The following is a 23,611-nucleotide window of genomic DNA, read 5'->3' as shown; positions in this document are numbered from 1 at the left end:
TTTCCGCGTCGGCCTGCATGAATTGTGGATTGAGTTAAACTCTTGCGTCTCCCCTCAACGCTCCGGACGTCATTGCGCAATATATTTGGCGCGAGGTCAACGGCTGGAACCGTCAGGCTGGCGTCTGAAAGCGACATACCCTACGTCAATTAGCGACATTGTGAGGACGCTTTTCTGCTATCCGGCAAAAAATGCTTAGAAAGCAGGTCCGTTCGGGAAAATTATCTGGATTTGCGGAAAGCAGAGGGGCTTTTTCCCGTATGTGTCTGAAAGGCCCGTGTAAAGTAGGCAGGACTGGAGAATCCCAGTTTTTCCGCGATGTCCTGAACGGGGCGGTCGGTGTGCAGCAATGCCTCGCACGCGGCCTGAATGACGCGTTCCTGCAACAGCGCGGAGGCGGGTTTGCCCACCGCGTTCTGGGTCAGGCGTGTCAGGTGGGTCGGTGTCACTTGCAGATCGGCGGCGAACTCGCCCAGCGACTTGCCGTCGCGGTGGCCGATACTGACAACATGGCTGAACTTGCGCAGCACACGTTCCGACTTGCCAAGCTCGCCCTGCGGCTGGTCGGCCAGGGCACGGTCCAGCCAGACGCCGAGCATCATCGCATAGGCCATCACGGCGCGGCGTTGTCCGGGCCGCTCCTCGTTCGACTCGCGCAACAAGGAGTCGATCAGACCTGTGATTTCGCTTTGCATCTGCACCGTGGTCGCCTTGAGCAAGGCGGGCCATTTCGGAAATCCTGCGCTTTCATCGAGGGGCAGGGAGACGACCATGCCCTGCGGGCTGGCGAACATCTCGTAGCTGAACAGGGTATGGGGCGGGATGAACACGGCGGTATTTGGCCCGATGCCGCGCATCCGGCAATCCACCATAATGCGACCCTGACCGCGGGTAATCCAGAACAGGATCGGGTAATCGAGCGATTGCGCGGCGTCGGTGCGCCACGCCTCGGAGCGCTGATGGGTCGCAAGAGTTTCGACTTTGGGTAATGGCTGGTGGGTCATTGAACGCCTGAAAATCTGGAATTGCGAGAAAAGCACGCTTGATCAGTCAATTAGTAGATGGCGCGGCTTGAGGCGTCAAATGTCGAATTACGGCAATTTTGTGTCAAAGGCCCAAATTATCGGCGGAAATTTGCGCCCAGTCCTTCATGCGGGCGCGAAACCATGTCCGTTGACGCTTTGCATATTGGCGCGAAGCGATAATTGCGCGCTCGCGGGCCTCGTCGAGCGAAATTTCGCCGGTCAGATGTGCCATAAGCTCAGGCCCGCCGATTGCCTTGGCGGAGGGGCGCTGGATGTCCCAGTCGTGCTGCAAGGCCCGCACCTCGTCCAGAGCGCCCTGTTGCAGCATCAGATCGAACCGGCGTGTGATCCGGTCATCTAGCCAAGGGACGGGAGCGTTGAGAACGAAGGCGGCGCAATCCTCGCGGCGGAGCGTCGGGGGCGGAGTGTCGGCCTGCCATGAGGTGATGGAGCGGCCGGTGGTCTCCAGCACCTCCCACGCGCGTTGCACCCGTGCGCGGTTGAGCGTGTCGATGCGGGCGGTGGTCTCGGCGTCGAGGGCGGCGAGCATGTCCTCGCGGGTCAGGGCTTCGGCCTTCTGGCGCACATTCGCGGGGATCGGCGGGATATCGGCCAGCCCTTGCGTGAGTGCCATGAAGTTCAGCCCGGTGCCACCGACGATGATCGGGCGGATGCCGCTGTCCAGCAGCGCGGTCACATCCCGAAGCCAGTGGCCGGTGGAGTAGGTGTCGCGGTAGGATATGTGCCCGTAGAGCGCATGGGGCGCCTGCGCCAGTTCGCTGTCATCGGGGCGTGCCGACAGCACCCGCCAGCAGTCGAACACCTGCAAGGCGTCGGCATTGACGATCGTGCCGCCCTGCGTGGTCGCGATATGCAGCGCCAGCGCCGACTTGCCCGACGCGGTCGGGCCTGCGATCAAAACGGGCTGCGTGGCGTCGATCTGGTCAAGAATGGGCGTCATGGGGCGGGGGGATTCCGTTTAATATGTGTCTGGTTCGCGGGCGCGGACGCTTGGTCGTTGAAACCTGTGCGGTTTTCGGACATTTTGCCGACAATTTGCAACTGCTCAAATCGCCCCGCAGAAAGGCTGCCCCAAATGACCGACGAACCCAAGACGACCTACAAGCGTGTCATGTTGAAAATTTCCGGCGAGGCGCTGATGGGGGATCAGGGCTTTGGCTTGCATCCGCCGACCGTGGAGCGTATCGCGCGGGAGGTGCAGTCGGTCCACGAAATGGGCGTGGAGATCTGCATGGTGATCGGCGGCGGTAACATCTTCCGTGGGCTGCAAGGCTCGGCGCAGGGGATGGAGCGGACCACGGCGGATTACATGGGAATGCTGGCCACGGTGATGAACGCGCTGGCGATGCAGGGTGCGCTGGAGGCGTTGGGCATCCACACGCGGGTCATTTCGGCGATCACCATGAACGAGGTGGCGGAGCCCTATATACGCCGCCGCGCGGTGCGCCACCTTGAGAAAAAGCGGGTCTGCATTTTCGCGGCCGGCACCGGCAACCCCTATTTCACCACCGACACCGCCGCGACGCTGCGCGCCAACGAGATGTCCTGCGAGGCGATCTTCAAGGGCACCAAGGTTGACGGTGTCTACGACAAGGACCCCGCCAAGTTCGACGATGCCGTGCGCTACGACGAGGTCAGCTTCGACGACGTGCTGCAGAAGCGGCTCGGGGTCATGGACGCCTCCGCCATCGCGCTGGCCCGCGACAACGACCTGCCGATCATCGTATTCTCGCTGGACGAGCCGGGCGGGTTCAAGGGGATCCTTGCGGGCGAGGGGACCTATACAATCGTCAAGGATTGAGGCTAAACAACCACTAAGCCGTGGGCAGCGTCAGCAAGTTGTCCCTGCTTCCACCGCTGAGTGGAACCTCGAGAGTTACCGAAGTGCCATTGATATCAAGAGTACAGGGGAATGTGACGAGGTGGTAGTTGTAGGTCGCCGCTGCATGGGTGGTTGAGTAATAGATCAGCATTTCCCCGCGGCACATTGCGGTGGTAGCGCGGCCGTCTTCGGATGCGACGACCAGGTGGTACTCCTTGAACGGGCCCTGAACGGCATTGACCTGCAAAGCCGGCGTGGTGTTGTGCTGCTTTTTGCGGTCGTGATTGGCGCCATTTCCGTTGACGATAGCCAGAATGCCCGGACGTCTTGCGGTGGGTATGTTTTTGAAAGAAATGGTGTGCTTGCCGCCGCTGCCCTTTCCCTTCACACGATCAATAAGATCGTGGTTGAGGGACAGGATGCGGTTTTCCATCTCACCCAACCATAGATGATGTTTGTCAAAATTTTCGCAGTCCTGAACCATCGTCTTTATAATGGAGCGTGCTACAGCTTTTCGGCATTTGGACGCGCCTTGGCGGTCGTTCCATTTGGCCATGGCGGTTTGCTCGTCGTATTCCACACCATCGACGGTAAGGCCGTCGGCAAGAAAATCGTAACTCCGTGTGGCTGGGTTCCAAACTTTTTTCATGGGAACTCCTCTGTATTGAAATGGAGGGACACCAAGGCAACCTGATAAAAATGCGGCGCGTCGAAAATGGCGAAAGTGCCGTCGCCTGCGGGGTAGTGAACAAATAACTTACGCTACGTTAATTGAGCGTGTGGAACTCGCTGTTGCAAGAAAATTCCGCATTTGGGCACATTGCGAAGCGTCTTGATTGTGAACTGGCCTTGCTGCGCGTGTTGCTTTAGATAAGGCGCAAATTCAACGAATGTACACGGATCATACCATGTCTGACGACTTCATGCTCGACACCGACGATATCCAACGCCGCATGGACGGTGCCATGGCTTCCCTGCGGACCGAATTCGGCTCTCTGCGCACGGGGCGGGCTTCCGGCTCGATGCTGGAGCCTGTGATGGTGGATGCCTATGGCTCCATGACACCGATCAACCAGGTGGGCACCGTCAACGTGCCGGAGCCGCGCATGGTGACGATCAACGTGTGGGACAAAGGGCTGGTCGGCAAAGTGGAAAAAGCTATTCGGGAAAGTGGCTTGGGGATCAATCCTCAACTAAATGGCACAATCATCATGCTGCCGATCCCGGAATTGAACGAGGAACGCCGCCGCGAGTTGACGAAGGTGGCGGGTCAGTATGCGGAGCATGCCCGCGTGGCCATCCGCAACATCCGCCGTGACGCGATGGACCAGATCAAGAAAGCCAAGGCCGACGGCATCTCCGAAGACGACCAGAAATTCTGGGAGACAGAGGTGCAGAACATGATCGACGCGCAGATCAAGCTGGTGGATCAGGCGCTGGAGAACAAGCAAGAAGAGATCATGCAGGTCTGAGAGGCCACACATTTCGCCAAGGTTGAAAAGGCCGCCTGACAGGGGCGGCCTTTTGCAGTAAAGAGTATCCAAGAACATAATTCGAGGTCACACATTGAGCATTGTCGACATCAACCCTGACGGGCCCAAGCATGTGGCCATCATCATGGATGGCAACGGACGTTGGGCCACGCAGCGCAACCGTCCGCGGTTGTTCGGCCACCAGGCGGGCGCCAAGCGCGTGCGTCAGGCTGTGGAGACATGCCCGAAGCTGGGCGTCAAGTATCTGACAATATTTGCCTTTTCCACCGAGAACTGGAAACGCACCCAGTCCGAGGTGTCCGGCCTGATGGCGCTGTTCCGCCGCTATATCCAGCGGGAGGCGAACTATCTGCACCGGCTCGGCACCCGCGTGCGCTTTATCGGCGACCGCGAAAAACTGGACAAGAAGCTTCAGGCGCTGATGGACTATCTCGAAAAGCTGACCGAGAATAACGACACGACGCACCTGACCATTGCGCTGAACTACGGCGCGCGGGACGAAGTGACCCGCGCCACGCAGCGTCTGGCGGTCGAGATTGCGGAAAAGCGCCTACGGCCCGAGCAGGTCAATTCAGAGGTGCTGGCCTCGTTCCTTGACACCTACGTGCTGCCGGACCCTGATCTGGTGATCCGCACGTCGGGCGAGGCACGCATTTCCAACTTCCTGCTGTGGCAGTCGGCCTATGCGGAATATGAATTTATCGACACCCACTGGCCCGATTTCACGCCTGAAGTGTTCGAGGCCGTGGTGGCACGCTATGGCAACCGCGACCGCCGTTTCGGCGCCGTGAAGGCCTGATAGGCAGCTCGCCTGCAACTATGGGGAGCCGACATGAGCGCACCATCTGAAAAGTTCTCGGATCTTGCGGCCCGCATGAGTTCCGGCGCGGCGATGGCCGTGGTCGGCATCGGCGCGGTTTGGGCTGGCGGCATATGGTTCATGGCCTTGCTGACGCTGGTTTGCGCGGCATTGATCTGGGAGCTGGTCAAAATGCTTGGCGGCGACCAGAACCGTGCGTTGATCATGGCCGCAATCGCGGCGGTGTCGTTTCTGGCGGTGAGCCTGTTGCCGACCGGTGTCGGCCTGCCGTTCATCCTGCTGCCCGCCATCGCGGGCATCGCGCTTTTGCAGCAGAACCGCACGCTCTACATGGTCTTCGCCGCGTTGATCGTCATTTCCTGCTACGGGCTGGCGATCTTGCGGGGGGATTTCGGCTTCGAGTGGATGCTGTGGCTGACACTGGTGGTCATAGCGACGGATGTGCTGGGATATTTCGCGGGGCGCATCTTTGGCGGGCCTAAGTTCTGGCCTCGCGTCAGCCCCAAGAAGACGTGGTCCGGCACCGTGGCGGGCTGGATTGCCGCGGCAATCGTGGGGGCGATGTTCATGAGCATCCCCGGCGTGGGATTTGAGATTATTGGCATTTCCATAGCGATTTCAATGGCGTCGCAGATGGGCGACATTGCCGAGAGCGCGATGAAGCGCAAGATGGGGGTCAAGGATTCCTCGAACCTGATCCCCGGCCATGGGGGTGTGTTCGACCGGTTTGACGGGATGCTTGGCGCGTCGGTGTTCTTGCTGCTGATCGAGCAAATCGTGGACTTCCCGCCGGTTCTGGGCTGATGCGCAAGGTTACGATTTTCGGCTCCACCGGCTCGATCGGGGAGAATACGGTTGATTTGATCGCCGCTGCGCCGGAGCGCTACGACGTGGTGGCCCTGACTGGCGGGCGCAATGTGGCAAGGCTGGCGGAGCAGGCGATCGCGCTGCGGGCTGATCTGGCGGTGACTGCGTTTGATGACAAGTATGACGAGTTGAAAGCCGCACTTGCGGGCAGCGGCGTCGAAGTCGCGGCGGGGGCGCAGGCCGTGGCGGACGCGGCGGACCGTCCGGCGGATTGGTTCATGTCCGCGATCGTAGGGGCCGCCGGTCTGGTTCCGGGGCTGCGGGCCTTGCGCCATGGGACGACTCTTGCGCTGGCGAACAAGGAGTCGCTGGTCACCGCGGGGCCGCATTTGATGGCGGAGGCGGCGAAATACGGGGCCACGATCCTGCCGGTGGACAGCGAACACTCGGCGGTGTTTCAGGCGCTGGTGGGCGAGGATATTCAAGCGGTGGAGCGGGTGATTATCACCGCATCGGGCGGCGCGTTTCGTGACTGGCCGCTTGAGGCGCTGGAGAATGCCACCTTGGCCGAGGCCTCGGCCCATCCGAATTGGGACATGGGGCAGCGGATCACCATCGACAGCGCGTCGATGTTTAACAAAGCCATGGAGCTTATTGAAACCAAAGAGTTCTTTGGCGTTCATCCTGACATGATCGAAGCGGTTGTGCATCCCGAAAGCCTGATCCACGCGCTGGTGGGGTTCCGCGATGGCGGGTTGATGGCGCATCTTGGGCCGCCCGACATGCGCCACGCCATCGGCTACGCGCTGCATTGGCCGGACCGCGGGCATGTGCCGGTGGAGCGGCTTGATCTGGCGCAGATCGGCAGCCTCAATTTCCGGGTCGCGGATGAGGCCCGCTATCCCGCCTTGCGCATCGCACGGGATGTGATGGAGACCGGCGGGCTGTCGGGGGCTGCGTTCAACGCCGCGAAAGAGGCGGCGCTGGACGCGTTCATCGCCGGAGAGCTTGGGTTTCTTGGCATGGCGCGGGTTGTTGACGAAGTTTTGAACCGTTTGCAGCGGGACAATGGCCTTAGTTGCGACATACTCACCCTTGATAAGGTGCTGGAAACAGACCATTTGGCACGCAAGGCTGTGAAAGATGCGCTGGCGCGTTAGACGCCGGATCAAGAGACGCGAAAGGGCGGTTTATGGATATTTTGGGGATGCTTCCCTCGTTCGGTGGCTTTTTCGGCTCTGTGCTGGCGTTTATCGTGGCGCTGAGCGTCATCGTGGCGATCCATGAATATGGCCACTACATCGTCGGCCGCTGGTGCGGCATCCATGCGGAGGTGTTCTCGCTCGGGTTCGGGCCGGTGCTGTATTCTCGCGTGGACAAGCGCGGCACACGCTGGCAGGTCGCGGCGCTTCCTTTCGGCGGCTACGTCAAGTTTCTGGGCGATTCCGACGCGGCGTCTGGCAAGGACGGGGAGGCGATCTCCTCGCTGTCGGATGCAGAGCGGAAACGCACGATGCATGGCGCGGACCTTTGGCGACGTGCGGCGACCGTTGCCGCAGGACCGGTGTTTAACTTCATCCTGTCGATCTTTGTTTTTGCAGGGATTTTCCTGTTTTCCGGGACGACGACCGACGACGCGGTGATCGGCAAGCTGAAACCGCTGCCCGGTCCGGTGGACATGTTCGAGCCGGGGGACCGGCTGCTGAAAGTGGGCGATGCGGAGATCGCGTCGCTGGAGGATTTTTACACCGCCGCGCGCGATGCCGAGCCGTCCCCGACCGTGACCTATGAGGTCGAGCGCGACGGGCAGGTCACCAGCTTTGACAGCGTGTTTCCGTTCCCGCCGGTGATCGACCAGTTGCAGCCGAAATCGGCAGCAATGGATGGCGGGCTTGAAGTGGGCGACGTGATCCAGTCCGTCAATGGCACGCCGGTCTATGCGCTCAGCGAAGTGCAGGCGGCGGCGGCTGAGGGTCAGGACAACCCGATGGAGCTGCTGGTCTGGCGCAATGGCGAGGTGCTGGAAAAGACACTGACGCCGCGCCAGCGTGATCTGCCGACGGCGGACGGATTCGAGAGCCGCTGGCTGATTGGCTTTTCCGGCGGTGCCTTCTTCGAGCCGCCGCGCATCACATTGGGGGCAGGGGATGCGTTCTGGGGCGGCATCCAGCAAACATGGTTCATCGCCCAATCCAGCCTGTCGGGCATGTGGCATATGGTGACCGGCGCGATCAGCTCATGCAACATTCAAGGGCCCATCGGGATCGCTCAGACATCCGGCGACATGGCATCGCAAGGCGTGGCGGAGTTCATCTGGTTCATTGCGGTGCTGTCCACGGCGGTGGGTTTGCTGAACCTGTTTCCGATTCCGGTGCTGGATGGCGGCCACCTGGTCTTCTACGCCTACGAGGCGGTCGTGGGGCGTCCGCCCAGCGATAAAGCCTTGAACGCCATGATGATGACAGGCCTGTTTTTACTGCTGTCGCTGATGGTTTTTGCCCTGTCCAATGACTTCTTTTGTTCGTGATGTTGCCCCAATTGCGCCTTAATTGAGCGCGATAATTGGTTAGTCTTCTGTTAGGGAATGGACCAATGCAACATATTCAGAGCAGCTACCGGGGCTTGAGCCTTCTGCTTAGCATCAATTGGGACCGTTTGTTGTGGCCCGTGGCAATTGTCGCGGCGCTTACTACGGCAGGGCTGTTGGCAGGCCTCTAGGCTGATATTACATCTGTAACAGTGACTGGCTGAAGGCTGCTTATTTTTAGGCGTCTTTTCTTGGGCTTCGTTTTGACAAGTGTGTGAACACGGGATAGACCGAACACACAATATAGAGTGTCAGAGCGGGACCCGAGCACATGAAGATCGCATCAGCGACGCAGCACGCACGTCAATTCATTCAGATTCAGTGTGTTAGGGCGGCCTTGTCCGGTCTTGCCATTGCGGCCGTAGGCGGTGTGATGACCGTCGCACCGGCATATGCCCAGACTTTCCCGATCTCATCGGTCGAGATCGAGGGCAATCAGCGGATCGAGGATGCGACGATTCTCAGCTATCTGCGCCTTGAGCGCGGGCAGAGCGCGTCAGCCGCGCAACTGAATGACGCCGTGCAACGGCTGCAACGCTCCGGGCTGTTCGAGACTGTCGATGTGGTCCCGGTTGGCAACCGCCTTGTTGTGACCGTCAAGGAATACCCGACGATCAACCGCGTGAATATCGAAGGCAACAAGCGTCTGAAAGACGCCGATCTGCTGCCGTTGCTGAACTCCAAATCGCGCCGTGTCTACAGCCCTGCCACTGCCGAGGCCGACGCGGCCTTGCTGGCTGAAGGCTACAACCAAGCCGGACGGATCGCCGCGACGGTGACGCCGCGGATTATTCCGCGCTCCAACAACCGTGTGGATCTGGTCTTTGAAATCTCCGAAGGCGACGTGGTCGAGGTGGAGCGGATCAGCTTCATCGGCAACCGTGCATATTCGGACAGACGGCTGCGCCGCGTGATCGAGTCCAAGCAGGCGGGACTTCTGCGTTCGATCATCCAGTCGGACACGTTTGTCGGCGACCGCGTTGCGTTTGACCGCCAGTTGCTGCGCGACTTCTATCTATCGCGCGGCTATGTGGACTTTCAGGTGCTGTCGTCCACGCCCGAGCTGACCCGCGAACGCGATGGCTACTTCATCAGCTTCAAAGTTCGCGAAGGTCAGCAATTCAAGGTGGGACAGGTCACGACGACCTCCGACCTGCCGGAAATCGACGCTGCTGAATACCAGCGCGTTGCCCGGTTGAAGCCGGGGCAGGTCTACTCGCCCGCCAAGATCGAGAACACCATCACCCGCATGGAGCGTCTGGCGCTGCAAAAGGGGCTGAACTTCATCCGGGTCGAGCCGCGTATCACCCGCAATGATGCTGCCGTGACGCTGGATGTGGAATTCGCCATCATCCGCGGACCGCGTGTGTTCGTGGAGCGCATCGACATCGAAGGCAACGCCACCACGCTTGACCGCGTCGTGCGCCGTCAGTTCAAGACCGTCGAGGGCGACCCGTTCAACCCGCGCGAAATCCGTGACGCCGCCGAACGCATCCGTGCGCTTGGCTACTTCTCCACGGCGGATGTGAACACCCGCCAGGGCAGTGGCCCCGAGCAAGTCGTGGTCGATGTCGACGTCGAGGAAACGACCACCGGCTCGCTTGGGTTTGGTGTCAGCTACGGTGCGGATACGGGCGCGACCTTCAGCGTCAATTTCATCGAGCGAAACTTTCTGGGACGCGGGCAGACTTTGTCCTTCTCCTTCGATACCGGATCGGACAACCAGAACACGTCAATCGGCTTCATCGAGCCTGCTTTCCTCGGGCGCGATTTGTCCTTGGGTGTTAACACCTACTACCGCACGACAGACAGCCAGTACGCGGATTACGACACGCAAGCTGTGGGCTTCGAGCCGAGCGTTGAATTCCCCGTCTCCGAAAACGGCCGGCTTCGTCTGAACTATCGGATCTCGAAAGATTCGATCAAGAACGTCGATCCTACCGTTTCGCCTATCATCCAGCGCGACGAGGGGGGGGCCTATACCTCGGCACTCGGCTACCTCTACTCCTATGACACACGCCGCACGGGTCTGAACCCGAATGGTGGTGTTTTGCTGCGCTTCGGGCAGCAGTTTGCAGGTATCGGCGGTGGGTTGCAATTCATCCAGACCACCGGTCTTGTGTCTGCGGAAACCAAGGTTGCCCGAGAGGAAGTTACGCTGCGCGCGCAGCTTGAGTTCGGTGCGAATACCCGATTGGAAGGCAACAGCCGCATCACCGAGCGGTTCTTCCTGAACTCGAACAAATTGCGCGGCTTTGATGGCGCGGGCATGGGGCCACGCGATCTGGCCAGCACCAATCAGGACGCCTTGGGCGGTAACTTCTTCGCCGTCGCACGGCTGGAAGCAGACTTCCCGTTGGGCTTGCCGGAGGAATACGGCATTCGCGGCGGCGTCTTCTTTGACGTGGGTTCTGTCTGGGGCTTGGACGATGTGAACGGCGCGGGCGGCACGATCGTGGATGACAGCCTGAACCTTCGCTCTGTCATCGGCTTCTCGGTCCTGTGGGACACGCAGATCGGGCCGTTGCGCTTCAACTTCTCCAAGGCTCTGGTCAAGGAAGACTATGACCGCGAGCGCACGTTCGACCTGACCGTCTCCACGAAGTTCTGAGCATGATATCAAGATGTGCAGCCGGGGCACTGGCAGGGGCTTTGGCCCTTGCCAGCCCTGTTATCGCGCAAGGCATCCAGCCCAGCCCTATCCTGACCTTGGATCAGGACCGCATGTATGCGGGGTCCGCCTTCGGGAAGCGTGTCCAAGAGGATCTGCAAAAGCAGTCCAGCGAACTGTCGCAGGAAAACCGGAAGATCGAGACCGCGCTTGAGGAAGAAGAGCGTCGCCTGACTGAGGAACGCGCAACTATGGAGCCTGAAGAGTTCCAGAAGTTGGCGGCTGATTTTGACGAACGGGTGACCGGCATACGCGGTGCGCAGGCGGCCAAGGCCGACAATATCAGACGTCAGGCCGACGTGGAGCGGGCGCGGTTTTTTGAAGCGGCGTTTCCGATCCTGCTGGAACTGGTCGAAGAAACCGGCGCGATTGCCATTCTCAACAACACGGCGGTGATCTTTTCGGTGCGTCAGATCGACATCACCGACGCGGCCATCGCGCGTATAGACGCGGCGATCGGTGCGTCACCATTGCCGGAGGCTCCCGGTCAACTGCCGGTTCAGCGTCCTGAGCAGGATAGCAACACGGCGGAGCCGGAACCTACCACCGACGAATGACGCGAACTTGTGTCGCAAGGGGGCGAGTGCTACCCAAAAAAGAGCCAAGGCCAAAGGATACCTCTATGACGCAGACAACCGCCGATATCGACCTGATCCAGCGGATCATTCCCCACCGTTACCCGTTTCTGCTGATCGACAAGGTGGTCGACATCAAGGCTGGTGAAAGTGCGCGCGGTATCAAGAATGTCACGTTTAACGAGCCGCATTTCCAGGGCCACTTTCCCGGCGCGCCGATTATGCCCGGGGTGACTATTATCGAAGCCATGGCGCAGACCGCGGCCGTTATGGTGGGCGTGACCATGGATATGGCTGACAAGGATCTGCTGGTCTATTTCATGGCCATCGACGGGTGCAAATTCCGTCGCAAGGTCGTGCCGGGCGATGTGCTGCATCTGGATGTGCAGGTGACGCGGGGCAAGGCCGGGGCGAAGGTCTGGAAGTTCAAAGGCTCCGCCAGCGTCGATGGCGAAATGGCAGCGGAAGCCGAATTCACCGCGATGATGGACCTGCCAAAGTGAGTGCTGCCATCCATCCAACCGCGATTGTGGAAGAGGGCGCGCAGATCGCCGACGGGGTGACCGTCGGGCCGTTCTGCACCGTAGGCGCCGAGGTGTCGCTTGCGAAAGGGGTTGTGCTGAAAAGCCATGTGGTGGTGACAGGCAAGACCTCGATTGGCGAGGACACGGTCGTGTTTCCTTTCGCGGTGATTGGCGAAATACCGCAGGATCTGAAATTTGACGGCGAGGAGACCCGCCTTGAGGTCGGCGCACGCAACCGCATCCGCGAAGGCGTGACGATGAACACCGGCACCTCTGGCGGTGGCGGCTTGACCAAGGTGGGCGACGACTGCCTGTTCATGACCGGCGCGCATGTGGGCCACGACGCCATCGTCGGCAATGGCGTCATCATGGCCAATCAGGCCGCGTTGGCGGGGCATTGCATCATCGACGACAAGGTCATCATCGGCGGGCTTGCGGGCATTCATCAGTTTGTGCGGATCGGTCGCGGGGCCATCATCGGTGCGGTCACCATGGTGACCAATGACGTGATTCCCTACGGGCTGGTGCAGGCTCCTCGCGGCGAATTGGACGGGTTGAACTATGTCGGGCTGAAACGTGCGGGCGTTGCACGATCCGACATCACCGCACTGAGGGCCGCCTACCAGATGCTGCGACAGGGCGACGGGGCATTTCAGGACCGCGCTCGGCGTCTGTCAGAAGAGACCGACAGCGACTATGTGCGCGAGGTTGTCGACTTCATTCTGGGCGACAGCGGCCGGTCGTATCTGACCCCACGCTGATGCTGGCGCTGGTTGTTGGCGAGGGTGAACTGCCGGAACTCCTGATGGAGCATCTGTACGAGACGGAAACGCCCTATCAGCTGTGTCAGATGGAGTGGCAGGGATCGGACGCGCGGGGCGACCGGCCCGTCAAGAAGTTCCGGATCGAAACGCTTGGCAGTTTCATCGCGTGGCTTAAGGAAAAGGGCGTGGACCGGATCTGCTTTGCGGGCCGAGTCGACCGCCCGCCGCTGGACCCCGCAAAGATCGACGCGGCGACCATGCCGCTGGTGCCGCGCATGATGCAGGCCTTACAGGTCGGCGACGATGCCGCACTGCGGCTGGTGCTCGGCTTTTTTGAGGAGGCGGGCATACGAGCAATTGGCGCCCATGAAGTGCGACCGGACATTCTGCCGCCAGCGGGATATCTTGGCGCGGTCCGGCCCAGCGACGAGCACGCAGGCGACGCAGATCGGGGTGTCGAGATCATCGCCGCCATGGCGGTGGCGGATGTAGGGCAGGCCTGCATTGTTCACAAACGTCAACCGCTGGTGATTGAAGCACAGCCCGGCACGGATTTTATGATGCAAAGCCTGTTGCAGGAACGCGTGGCGCTGCCTTGGGGCAGCGGTATCCTTGGGCCTGGCAGGAGTCCGCGCGCGAAAGAGATCGCGCCCAAGGGCGGCGTGCTGGTCAAGGCAGCCAAGCCGGGTCAGGAGTTGCGCATCGACATGCCCGCCATCGGTCCCGACACGATACGCCGCGCGGTTCAGGTCGGCTTGGACGGTATCGTCATCGAGGCCGGGCGCGTTATCGTGCTGCAATCGGCGCTTTGCGCGAAACTGGCCGAGAAATACGGCATCTTCGTCTGGGTGCGGGAATGAAAGTCTACCTCATCGCGGGCGAGCCGTCGGGGGACAAGCTTGGCGGTGCCTTGATGGAAGGTCTGAGGCAGATCGACCCTGACGTGCAGTTCCAAGGGGTCGGCGGCCCGCTGATGGAAGCACAGGGCATGGTCTCGCTGTTTCCGATGGAGGAGTTGTCGGTCATGGGGTTGGCCGAGGTACTGCCAAAATTGCGGGGCCTGTTCCGGCGGCGTGACGAGACGGTGGAGGATATCATCGGCTCCGGCGCGGATGTCGTGGTGACGATCGACAGCCCCGATTTCTGCCTGCGGGTACTGCGCAAGCTGCGCACCATTTCTCAGGTGCCGACCGTGCATTATGTCGCGCCGTCCGTCTGGGCGTGGCGACCCAAACGCACCGAGCGGATGATCGGCATCGTCGATCACGTCATGGCGCTATTGCCGTTCGAGCCGCCCTATATGGAGCGGGCGGGTCTTCCCTGCGACTTCGTTGGCCATCCCGTGGTGGCGGAGCCGTTGGCCGATATCGACGATGCCAGCGCGTTTCGGATGGCGCACGGGCTTGGGGACGCGCCGGTTGTTCTGGCCTTGCCCGGATCGCGCAAGGGCGAAGTCTCGCGGCTGATCGGGGTGTTTGGTGAGAGCCTGCACAAGCTCGCGGCGGAGCGGCCGGATATTCGCGTGGTCGTTCCTGCAGCCGCCCCAGTCGCCGCCATGGTGCATCAGCAAGTGAAAGGCTGGCCGGGCGAGCCTGTCGTGCTTGATCCGCGCGGCATGGACCCCGACATCGCGCTGGCCGAAAAGCGGGCGGCCTTTGCTGTCGCAGATGTTGCGCTGGCGGCGTCGGGGACGGTGTCGCTGGAACTGGCCGCGAACACGGTGCCGATGGTGATTGCCTACGACATGAATTGGTTTTCGAGGATCATGATCCGCTCAATGTTGCAGATTGACACGGTGACGCTGGTCAACCTGGTCTCGGAAACCCGCACAGTGCCGGAATTTCTGGGTGAGGCGTGCAAGCCGGATGACATCGCGCGGGCGCTTGATCTGGTTTTGCAGCCCGGACCAGAGCGGTCCGCGCAAGCGGCGGCCGCGGAAATCACCATGGAGCGGCTGGGGCGCGGCGACGAGCCGCCGGGCCTTCGCGCCGCAAAGGTCGTCGCGCGGGTTTCCGGCGTACGACCTGTGGCAAACGGCGTATAGCTGCAAGCACCTGTTGACGGCGGGCGCTAGCGGTTTCATCGTCGGCATATGGCATTTGCAGACCGCATCACCCGACACCCGCTACCCTATAACCCCGAGCGCTGCGCCGAGGCGCACGCGACCTTTAACGGGTTGCCTGCGGCTTTGCATGAGTTGCTGGAGAACACCGCAAGTTGCAGCCCTTATCTGGCCGGTCTGATGGCACGGGAGGCAGACTGGATCGCACGTCTAGCCGATTGCGAAGCGGAGGACTTGCGCGACGAAGTCTGGGCCGACATCACGCAGACGGATGGTGATCTGAAGGCCGTCTTTCGCCAAGCCAAGCGCCGCATTGCGCTACTGGCGGCGGTTGCGGATTTGGGGGGCGTATGGCCGCTTGAAGACGTTACCCGCACTTTGACGGAGCTTGCGGACCGCTGTTTGCAGCGCGGGCTGACCCATCTGACAGCGGCGCAGATCGCGCGAGGGAAGTTGCCGGGGCAGACCGAAGAGGATGCCGAAGAGGGGGCGGGCATGTGTGTCTTGGCAATGGGGAAGGGCGGGGCCTATGAGCTGAACTACTCCTCCGATATCGACATGATTTGCCTGTTCGACGAGACCCGCTTCGCGGCGGACGACTATCTGGATGCGCGCACAACTTTCGTGAAAATCACACGGGCCTTGATGTCCCTGATGTCGGACGTGACGGCGGACGGGTATGTGTTCCGCTCTGACTTGCGGCTGCGCCCTGATGCCGCCGTGACGCCCGTGTGCATCGCCATGGAAACCGCCGAGCGCTATTACGAGAGCGTCGGCCGCACATGGGAGCGGGCGGCTTTTATCAAGGCGCGTCCCTGCGCGGGCGATCTGGCAGCGGGTCACAGGTTTCTTGACCGGTTGAGCCCGTTCATCTGGCGCAAGCATCTGGACTTTGCCGCGATCGAGGACGCCCACGACATGCGCCTGAAAATTCGCAGCCACAAAGGGCTTGGCGGGGCGATGCAACTCGAAGGCCACAACATAAAACTGGGCGCGGGCGGCATTCGGGAGATAGAGTTCTTCACACAGACCCGGCAGTTGATTGCGGGTGGGCGTGACCCGGACTTGCGGGTGCGCGGCACTCGGGAGGGGCTTGACCGTCTGGTCGATGCCGGGTGGGTGCCCAAGGAAGCCTCCGAGCGGTTGCAGGCGAATTACGTGGCACACCGCGAGGTGGAGCATCGCTTGCAGATGATCGGTGACGCCCAGACGCACGAGTTGCCGAAGACCGATGAAGGATTTCAGCGCCTTGCCCGCTTCATGGGGGAGGAAGACACGGGTAAATTTCGCGCCGGACTGTTGGCGCGGCTGGAGGAAGTGGCGGCGATCACCGACAGCTTCTTCGCGCCGGACGAGACCGAGGAGGCGCCGGAGACGGAAGGGCTGGCATCCGCAAGCACCTATCTGGAGCAATGGCGCAGCCTGCCTGCCTTGCGCTCGGAGCGGTCGGTAGCCTTGTTCAAACGGGTCTTTCCCGCGATCTTGCGGCAGATGGCGCAGGCGACCCGCCCGCCTGAAGCCATGGCCGAGTTTGAACGCTTCCTGTCGGGGTTGCCTGCGGGTGTTCAGGTGTTCTCGCTATTTGACGCCAATCCGCAACTGACGAAACTGATCGTCGATATCTGCGCCACGTCACCCGCCTTGGCGACATACTTGTCGCGCAACGCGGATGTGTTGGATGCCGTGATCGGGGGGGACTTCTTCAAACCATGGCCGAAGGTCGCAGGGCTGACCGAATTCCTGACCGAGAAAATGGACGCCGTTGACGACTACGAGAGCCGGTTGGATGCGGCGCGCCGGTGGCAGAAGGAATGGCATTTCCGCGTCGGCGTGCATCATCTGCAAGGCTTGCTCAGCCCCGAAGATGCCAGCGCACAATATGCCGACCTTGCGGATGCGACGCTGACGGCTTTGTTGCCTGTGGTCAAAGCGGAGTTTGCACGCAAGCACGGTGCCGCGCCCGGTCGTGGCGCGATCGTGCTGGCGATGGGCTCGGCAGGGGCCGGGGCGTTGAGTGCGCAGTCTGATCTGGACCTGATTGTCATCTACGACGCCCAAGGGGTTGAAGGCTCTGACGGCCGCCGCCCGTTGGATACCCGCACGTATTTCGCGCGTCTGACGCAAGCCTTTGTCACGGCGCTGACCGCTCAGATGGCGGAGGGGCGGCTTTACGAGGTCGACTTGCGGCTTCGACCGTCGGGGCAGGCGGGTCCGGTTGCCACGTCGCTGGAGGCGTTCCGGACCTACCAGATGAACGACGCGTGGGTGTGGGAGCATCTGGCGCTGACCCGTGCCCGCAGCATCGCGGGGGATGCGTCCTTGCGCGACGATGTAGAGCAGGTCAGGCGGACGGTTCTGGAAGGCACGCCTGACGTGACCAAGATCAAAACGCAAACGCAGGAGATGCGCGTGCGGCTGGCAGACGCGTCCGGTCCCCCCGGTCCTTGGGATGTGAAGTCCGGCGCGGGGGGACGGCAGGATATCGAGTTGACCGGTCAAGCGCTAAGCCTGATTGCGGGTGGCACCGAACGCCAGACCGCAGAGCAGCTCGAACATGCCGTGAAAGCCGGTTTGCTGACGGATGCGCAGCTCAACGTTCTGTCAGAGAGCCACAAACTGTTTACACGGGTTCAAATGGCCTCGCGCCTTTTGACGGATAAGGCCCTTGAGCCGGAGAAAATGGGCGCAGGAAGTCTCGCGATCTTACTGCGCGACTGCGATTGCGACACCGTCGAGGCGCTGGAAGGTCGGATCGCGCAGTGTCGCAATCAAGCGGCCGACGTCGTGGAACAGGTACTGGGCTGACGTGAACTGCGCTAGATATCACTCAACCTTGGAATGGAGCGTCCGATGGATTTGCAATTGATCGACCGAAAAGGCCTGATGCGCGAGGCCTTTCGTATTGACGGGATCACGTCGGGCGAGTGCCGCTCGATCTTTCTGGACTGGGCGCTGAATTTGCCGGACGGGCAGGACCAGCGCGCGGCCATTGAGCATCTGCTGGACAGCTACGCGGACTCTGACGTCGACCACCCTATGCGAGCAGTTCTGCGAGAGGGATTGGCGGAAGTGCCAACTGCTACGCGTCGTGGCGGACGAAGCGCCAGACTGAAGGCCAAATAGAAACGCCGCCGTCCTGCGGTGAGGACAGCGGCGCGGTCTTGTTTGTCGAAGGCGGTGCTTACTCGCCAGCGGTCGCTTTAGTGACAGCGTCGAAGCCTGCGGTGAAGCCGCTGAGGGACATCGTCAACTCGACCTTCTGGTCAGGGGCCTGCGCCGGAACAACCACGATCTTGGCAGCGTTGCCAGCCTTGAAGGCAGCGACATCACCAGCGGTGAAGCCCACGCGGGAGAAGCAGCCGATCGCGGTGCAGAAGGTGAAGGGGTAGACCTTCGCCTTGCCGCCATCGACCGACAGCAACACGTTTTGCGTCAGCAAAGTTTCAAGCGGGGTCACGATGGTAGCACCTGCGGCCAGATTGTCGTCACCCGGCAGGTTGAACATGTTGATCTCAGCCACCGAGTTGCCCTGCTGGTCTTCGAGCAGCTGGTACAGCTGGCAGGGGTCTTTGGTGCCTTCGGGCGCCTTGATGCAGCGCAACTCCCAGTCGCCATGTTCCGACACGCGGTAGGTTTTGCCCACTTCGATGACTTCTTCGCCGGTGCTCAGACCATCGTCGCGTGTGGGCTCGGATGCCGGTGCCTCTTCGGTGGGTGTCTCGGCCTCAGCCTCGGCGGCGGGCGCTTCGGTGGTGGTTTCGGTCGCGGTTTGTGCGACAGCGCCGGTGGCTATGAACGCGCTGACTGCGGCGCTGATCATCACGGTTTTGATATACTCAGACATGGGGTCCTGTTGCTCTTTTTGATGTTGTCTGCCGTTTAACACGCACGGTGGCCGGTGTCAGGCCGGAAATCACATTGCACGGCGAGCGTGGGGCGAATTCCGCTTAGGGACGTAACAAATGAAAAAAGGGCCCGCAAGCAGGCCCTTTTTCCGAATGTTCTCTCCCCGTCGGACTAGGCCGACTTATTACGCGAAGACTAAGCGGCGATTTTGGGGCCGTCAACAAGAAAGCTGCGACAAAATGTTCACATTTTTGGCCTCACTGCGCAGAAAAAAGGCCGTGTCACGAAGACACGGCCAAGTCGACAGGGAGGAAGTCATGCAACGTGCCGCCAAGACATGCACATCGCATGAGGTTCATACTGGCACAGAGGTGTTAACAAGCTATTGTGAAGCGAGATATAGCTGCGAACGCAGGGGCCTCGGGGGGACAATGATGGCAAACACGGACAGTATTTTTGTAGGAGGCGGCGGCGAAGGCTACGCGGATGCACAGCAGCTTTTGCTGAAATATGCGAACCGGCACGGCTTGATTGCTGGCGCCACGGGCACCGGCAAGACCGTTACGTTGCAGATTCTGGCAGAAAGCCTGTCGAATGCTGGCGTTCCAGTGTTTATGTCCGATGTGAAGGGTGATTTGTCCGGCCTCGCAGCGGCTGGCACGGAAAGCCACAAATTGCACGGTGCGTTCATGGAACGCGCCGCCAAGATCGGGTTTTCCGACTACAGCTACGACGCGTTTCCGGTCACGTTCTGGGACATGTATGGCGAGAGCGGTCATCCTGTTCGCACAACGGTCAGCGAGATGGGGCCGCTGTTGTTGTCGCGTCTGCTGGAGCTATCAGAGGCGCAGGAAGGTATCCTGAACATCGCGTTTCGTGTCGCGGATGAAGAAGGCTTGCCGCTGCTGGACCTCAAGGATTTGCAATCGTTGCTGGTCTGGATCGGCCAGAACGCCAAGGCTCTGGCCTTGCGCTACGGCTTCGTGTCGTCGCAATCGGTTGGCGCGATCCAGCGTCGGTTGCTGGTGCTGGAAAATCAGGGCGCGGGGGATTTCTTCGGGGAACCGGCGCTTGATCTGGAGGATATGTTCCATATCGGTGCCGACGGGCGCGGGCAGATCAACGTTCTTGCCGCCGACAAGCTGATGTCGGCCCCCAAGCTTTATGCGACTTTCCTTTTGTGGTTGCTGTCAGAGCTGTTCGAGACGCTTCCGGAAGTGGGCGATCCCGACAAGCCGATATTCGTCTTCTTCTTCGACGAGGCGCATCTGCTGTTCGACGGCGCACCGAAGGCGCTGGTGGATAAGGTGGAGCAGGTGGCCCGCCTGATCCGATCCAAAGGGGTGGGGGTTTATTTCATCACCCAGAAGCCCGCCGACGTGCCGGAGGACATTTTGGGCCAGCTTGGCAACCGCGTGCAGCACGCCTTGCGGGCGTTCACGCGGAAGGATCAGAAAGACCTGCGGGCGGCGGCGGATACATACCGCGAGAACCCGCGTTTTGACGTGGAGGACGCCATCAAGGAAGTGGGCGTGGGGGAGGCGGTGACGTCCTTTCTGATAAAGAAGGGTATCCCCGGCGTGGTGGAGCGGACATTGATCCGCCCGCCGTCCTCGCAATTGGGCCCGATTTCCGCCAAGGAGCGCCGCGCGATCATCGACGGCTCGCCGGTTGCTGGCAAATACGAGACCGTCATGGACCGCGAGTCGGCGTTCGAGATGTTGGCGAAGCGGGCCGAAGCCGCGGCGAAAGCGGCCGAAGAAGCGGAAGCCAAAGAGGAGCAGTTGGAGGCCCGCGAGCGCGAGTATCAGACCGGGCGACGCTATTCAGGCACGCGGGTGACACGCTCGACCTCGAAGACCACCCGAACGCGCCGTGGTGATACGGTGACCGAGGCTTTCACCAAGTCGATGATGCGCTCGCTCGGAACGAAGACCGGCACGGCCTTGGTGCGCGGGATCATGGGAAGCCTGTTCAAAGCGCGGTAATGCCGGGCTGATCGACCCTCCGGGGGGAATATTTTGGAAGCAATGAAGCAGTTATGGTTTTTCTTCGGCCTTGACCGCGTCCCAGAGGGCATCCATTTCGCTGAGGTTTGATTGGGCAGGTGTTTTGCCAAGTTCGTGGAGTTTGGCCTCGACCGCCTCGAAGCGACGGGTGAATTTGGCGTTGGCGGCGCGGAGGGCGGCTTCGGGGTCGAGATTTAGGTGGCGGCCGAGATTTGCCATGACGAACAGCAAGTCGCCGTATTCTTCTTCGATCTCGGAATGTGTGAGTGCGTCCCTGGCCTCAACCAGCTCGCGGCATTCCTCCTCGATCTTGTCGAGCACCTCCTCGGTTGAGGGCCAGTCGAAGCCCACGCGGGCCGCGCGTTTTTGCAGTTTGAGCGCCCGAAGCAGCGCGGGCAGGCCGATGGCGACGCCGTCCAGCGTCCCACCCTGCGCCTTGTCTGCGCGTTCGGCGGCCTTGATCTGCTCCCAGTCGGCGACCTGCTGTTCGGCGGATTTGTCCCGGCTCTCGCTGCCGAAGACATGGGGGTGGCGAGCGATCATCTTGTCGGAAATGGCATTGGCGACGGAGGCGAAGTCGAACAGGCCGGCCTCGGTTCCCATCTGCGTGTGGTAGACGGTCTGCAATAACAAGTCGCCCAACTCGCCTTCCAGCTCCGCCCAGTCACCGCGCTCGATCGCGTCGGCGACCTCATAGGCCTCCTCGATTGTGTAAGGCGCGATGGAGGCGAAGTCCTGCTCGATATCCCACGGGCAGCCGGTGTCAGGGTCGCGCAGGCGGCGCATGATCTCGATCAGGCGGGGCATGGGTTGGGTGGCGTCGTAGACAAGATCGGGCATTGCAGCGCCTTCGCGTTTGGTGGATCAATGCGCGCAGATAACCAGAAGGACCGCCGCCATGCCACCCGTGAACCGCATCGCAGACTACGCCGAAGACATGACGGCGTGGCGACGGTGGATGCACCGCAACCCCGAGCTGCAATTTGACTGCCATCAGACAGCCGCCTTTGTGGTGGAGCGCCTGAAGGAGTTTGGCATCACCGAGATTCATGAGGGGATTGCGCAAAGCGGGGTCGTGGCGATCATCCAAGGTCAGGGCGATGGGCCCACGATAGGCTTGCGGGCTGACATGGATGCGCTGCCGATGCAGGAGGCCACGGGGCTGGACTATGCGTCTGCCGTTTCGGGCCGCATGCATGCCTGCGGCCATGACGGGCACACGACAATGTTGCTTGGGGCCGCACGGTATTTGGCTGAGACGCGGAACTTCAGAGGCCGTGTGGCGCTGATCTTCCAACCTGCCGAGGAAGGTGGCGGCGGTGCGGAGGTCATGGTGAAAGAGGGCATCATGGACCGGTTCGACATTGGCGAGGTTTACGCGCTGCACAATAACCCCGGCGTGCCGTTCGGGGAATTCGTGACGACGCCGGGCCCGATCATGGCCGCTGTGGACACGTTTCACATTTATATCGACGGGGTTGGCGGGCACGGGGCCTTTCCGCATGAGACCAAAGACCCTGTGGTCGCGGCCTTGGGGATTTGCAACGCCATCCAGACCATCGTGTCACGCAACCACCGTGCGCTGGATGATCTTGTGGTGTCGGTGACGCAAATCCACACCGGCTCGGCAGACAACGTGATTCCTGACACGGCCTATATCAACGGCACCGTGCGCACCTTCGATAATGAGGTGCGGTCGATGGTCGAGCGGCGGATGACGGAGATTGTTGAGGGTCAGGCTGCAAGCTACGGCGTCGAGGTCCGGCTTGACTACGAGCGCGGATATCCCGCCACGGTCAACGACGCGGCCAAAACCGCGCTGGCGGCGAAAGTGGCGCGGGATGTCGCTGGCAGCGGTGCGGTAACTGACGATGGCGGGCGCGAGATGGGGGCGGAGGATTTCTCCTACATGCTGGAAAGCCGACCCGGTTCATACCTGTTTTTGGGTCAAGGAACGGATGCCGGGCTGCACAACCCGAATTACAACTTCAACGACGAGGTGGCCCCGATAGGGGCGTCCTTCTTCGCCAAACTCGTCGAGACCGCGCAGCCGCTCTAGGCGAGGGCCTGATACGCGCGGTTGCCATATAGCAGGGGCAAGCCGCCAAGGCGGGCCACCTGCATCACGGACCCGATCATCACGTGATGGGTGCCGATGCGTTCGTCCGATAGCAGTTTGCAATCAAAACGCGCTAATGCTGTTTCGAGTCCGGGCGCGCCGCTACGCATCTTTGCGAAAGGGCCTGCGGCGAACTTGTCACCATTCGGGGCAGGGACACGACCGGCGAACACGTTGGCGATGTCGGATTGATCGGCACTCAATACGTTGATGCAAAAGCACCGGTTTGCCAGGATTGCGGGGGCGGCGGTCGTCTCGTGGTGCAGGCAGACCAGCATCGTCGGGCTGTCGCCATCAGCGGAGACCGACGTCATGGCGGAGACCGTAGCACCCGCCGTTCCTGCCGGTCCGTCCGTGGTGACGATCGTGACAGAGGCCACAAGCTGGCTCATCGCGTCCAGAAACTCGCTGCGGAGTTGTAGTCGTTCGGGAGTGGTCATATCGGCCTTTTTATTTTGCAGCGTGT

22 protein-coding genes are annotated in these 23,611 nt (G+C 61.1%); 16 read left to right on the top strand and 6 right to left on the bottom strand.

Annotated elements, in window-relative coordinates; genetic code table 11:
- Positions 1-221 precede the first annotated feature (221 nt).
- Together THALAR_RS05040 and miaA are read right to left on the bottom strand one after the other, a co-directional pair.
- Positions 222-1,004 (bottom strand): AraC family transcriptional regulator, encoded by a 783-nt coding sequence (locus THALAR_RS05040; protein ID WP_021100415.1) that lies wholly within the window; start codon positions 1,002-1,004, stop codon positions 222-224.
- Between the two features lie 103 nt (positions 1,005-1,107).
- A complete protein-coding gene (gene miaA, locus THALAR_RS05035) occupies positions 1,108-1,986 on the bottom strand; it encodes a tRNA (adenosine(37)-N6)-dimethylallyltransferase MiaA (protein ID WP_021100414.1) in 879 nt (292 codons plus the stop codon).
- Between the two features lie 135 nt (positions 1,987-2,121).
- Here miaA and pyrH point away from each other — a divergent pair, with 135 nt between their 5' ends.
- Positions 2,122-2,847: a UMP kinase gene (gene pyrH / locus THALAR_RS05030; protein ID WP_021100413.1), complete on the top strand. Its 726-nt coding sequence runs from the start codon at positions 2,122-2,124 to the stop codon at positions 2,845-2,847.
- A 13-nt stretch (positions 2,848-2,860) separates the two neighbouring features.
- On the opposite strand, the gene THALAR_RS05025 is transcribed toward pyrH, so the two are convergent.
- Positions 2,861-3,517, bottom strand: coding sequence for a hypothetical protein (locus tag THALAR_RS05025; protein ID WP_021100412.1), 657 nt, complete (start codon positions 3,515-3,517; stop codon positions 2,861-2,863).
- A 259-nt stretch (positions 3,518-3,776) separates the two neighbouring features.
- Between THALAR_RS05025 and frr the strand changes: the two genes are divergently transcribed.
- The 13 genes from frr (at position 3,777) to THALAR_RS04960 (ending at position 18,294) form a co-directional block, all read left to right on the top strand.
- Complete coding sequence (frr, locus tag THALAR_RS05020) at positions 3,777-4,340, top strand: ribosome recycling factor (protein ID WP_040817727.1); 564 nt, start codon at positions 3,777-3,779, stop codon at positions 4,338-4,340.
- Between the two features lie 94 nt (positions 4,341-4,434).
- Complete coding sequence (uppS, locus tag THALAR_RS05015) at positions 4,435-5,160, top strand: polyprenyl diphosphate synthase (protein WP_021100410.1); 726 nt, start codon at positions 4,435-4,437, stop codon at positions 5,158-5,160.
- A gap of 33 nt (positions 5,161-5,193) precedes the next feature.
- Positions 5,194-5,985, top strand: a complete 792-nt coding sequence (locus tag THALAR_RS05010) for a phosphatidate cytidylyltransferase (protein ID WP_021100409.1) — start codon at positions 5,194-5,196, stop codon at positions 5,983-5,985.
- Positions 5,985-7,148 (top strand): 1-deoxy-D-xylulose-5-phosphate reductoisomerase, encoded by a 1,164-nt coding sequence (dxr, locus tag THALAR_RS05005; protein ID WP_021100408.1) that lies wholly within the window; start codon positions 5,985-5,987, stop codon positions 7,146-7,148. The genes THALAR_RS05010 and dxr overlap by 1 nt, the downstream gene beginning before the upstream one ends.
- A gap of 32 nt (positions 7,149-7,180) precedes the next feature.
- Positions 7,181-8,515 (top strand): RIP metalloprotease RseP, encoded by a 1,335-nt coding sequence (gene rseP / locus THALAR_RS05000; protein WP_021100407.1) that lies wholly within the window; start codon positions 7,181-7,183, stop codon positions 8,513-8,515.
- 433 nt (positions 8,516-8,948) lie between these two features.
- On the top strand, positions 8,949-11,186 hold the full coding sequence (bamA, locus tag THALAR_RS04995; RefSeq protein ID WP_245622347.1) for an outer membrane protein assembly factor BamA: 2,238 nt from the start codon (positions 8,949-8,951) through the stop codon (positions 11,184-11,186).
- 2 nt (positions 11,187-11,188) lie between these two features.
- Entirely contained in the window at positions 11,189-11,803 is a 615-nt protein-coding gene (locus THALAR_RS04990; protein WP_083483390.1) for an OmpH family outer membrane protein, read from the top strand.
- Between the two features lie 65 nt (positions 11,804-11,868).
- Positions 11,869-12,324, top strand: a complete 456-nt coding sequence (fabZ, locus tag THALAR_RS04985; protein WP_021100404.1) for a 3-hydroxyacyl-ACP dehydratase FabZ — start codon at positions 11,869-11,871, stop codon at positions 12,322-12,324.
- On the top strand, positions 12,321-13,106 hold the full coding sequence (gene lpxA / locus THALAR_RS04980; protein ID WP_021100403.1) for an acyl-ACP--UDP-N-acetylglucosamine O-acyltransferase: 786 nt from the start codon (positions 12,321-12,323) through the stop codon (positions 13,104-13,106). The genes fabZ and lpxA overlap by 4 nt, the downstream gene beginning before the upstream one ends.
- The gene (locus tag THALAR_RS04975) at positions 13,106-13,969 is read left to right on the top strand and encodes an LpxI family protein (RefSeq protein ID WP_021100402.1); all 864 of its coding nucleotides are present in this window, start codon (positions 13,106-13,108) and stop codon (positions 13,967-13,969) included. Before lpxA ends, THALAR_RS04975 begins: the two co-directional genes overlap by 1 nt.
- The gene (lpxB, locus tag THALAR_RS04970; RefSeq protein WP_021100401.1) at positions 13,966-15,153 is read left to right on the top strand and encodes a lipid-A-disaccharide synthase; all 1,188 of its coding nucleotides are present in this window, start codon (positions 13,966-13,968) and stop codon (positions 15,151-15,153) included. The genes THALAR_RS04975 and lpxB overlap by 4 nt, the downstream gene beginning before the upstream one ends.
- A 48-nt stretch (positions 15,154-15,201) precedes the next feature.
- On the top strand, positions 15,202-17,976 hold the full coding sequence (locus THALAR_RS04965; protein ID WP_021100400.1) for a [protein-PII] uridylyltransferase family protein: 2,775 nt from the start codon (positions 15,202-15,204) through the stop codon (positions 17,974-17,976).
- Between the two features lie 45 nt (positions 17,977-18,021).
- Positions 18,022-18,294 carry a hypothetical protein gene (locus THALAR_RS04960; RefSeq protein WP_021100399.1) on the top strand — a complete coding sequence of 91 codons (273 nt, stop codon included), beginning with the start codon at positions 18,022-18,024 and terminating at the stop codon, positions 18,292-18,294.
- A gap of 58 nt (positions 18,295-18,352) precedes the next feature.
- Here THALAR_RS04960 and THALAR_RS04955 read toward each other — a convergent pair whose 3' ends face one another.
- On the bottom strand, positions 18,353-19,015 hold the full coding sequence (locus THALAR_RS04955; RefSeq protein WP_021100398.1) for an invasion associated locus B family protein: 663 nt from the start codon (positions 19,013-19,015) through the stop codon (positions 18,353-18,355).
- Between the two features lie 436 nt (positions 19,016-19,451).
- Between THALAR_RS04955 and THALAR_RS04950 the strand changes: the two genes are divergently transcribed.
- The gene (locus THALAR_RS04950; RefSeq protein ID WP_040817720.1) at positions 19,452-21,005 is read left to right on the top strand and encodes a helicase HerA-like domain-containing protein; all 1,554 of its coding nucleotides are present in this window, start codon (positions 19,452-19,454) and stop codon (positions 21,003-21,005) included.
- Positions 21,006-21,056: 51 nt separating this feature from the next.
- Here THALAR_RS04950 and mazG read toward each other — a convergent pair whose 3' ends face one another.
- Positions 21,057-21,866 carry a nucleoside triphosphate pyrophosphohydrolase gene (gene mazG, locus THALAR_RS04945; protein WP_021100396.1) on the bottom strand — a complete coding sequence of 270 codons (810 nt, stop codon included), beginning with the start codon at positions 21,864-21,866 and terminating at the stop codon, positions 21,057-21,059.
- A 58-nt stretch (positions 21,867-21,924) separates the two neighbouring features.
- Here mazG and THALAR_RS04940 point away from each other — a divergent pair, with 58 nt between their 5' ends.
- The gene (locus THALAR_RS04940) at positions 21,925-23,085 is read left to right on the top strand and encodes a M20 aminoacylase family protein (protein WP_021100395.1); all 1,161 of its coding nucleotides are present in this window, start codon (positions 21,925-21,927) and stop codon (positions 23,083-23,085) included.
- On the opposite strand, the gene THALAR_RS04935 is transcribed toward THALAR_RS04940, so the two are convergent.
- Complete coding sequence (locus tag THALAR_RS04935; RefSeq protein ID WP_021100394.1) at positions 23,082-23,585, bottom strand: flavin reductase family protein; 504 nt, start codon at positions 23,583-23,585, stop codon at positions 23,082-23,084. The genes THALAR_RS04940 and THALAR_RS04935 overlap by 4 nt on opposite strands.
- Between the last annotated feature and the right edge of the window lie 26 nt (positions 23,586-23,611).

The sequence above is a fragment of the Litoreibacter arenae DSM 19593 genome, assembly GCF_000442275.2.
Classification (GTDB): domain Bacteria; phylum Pseudomonadota; class Alphaproteobacteria; order Rhodobacterales; family Rhodobacteraceae; genus Litoreibacter; species Litoreibacter arenae.
This window is presented reverse-complemented; position numbering and strand designations above follow the sequence as displayed.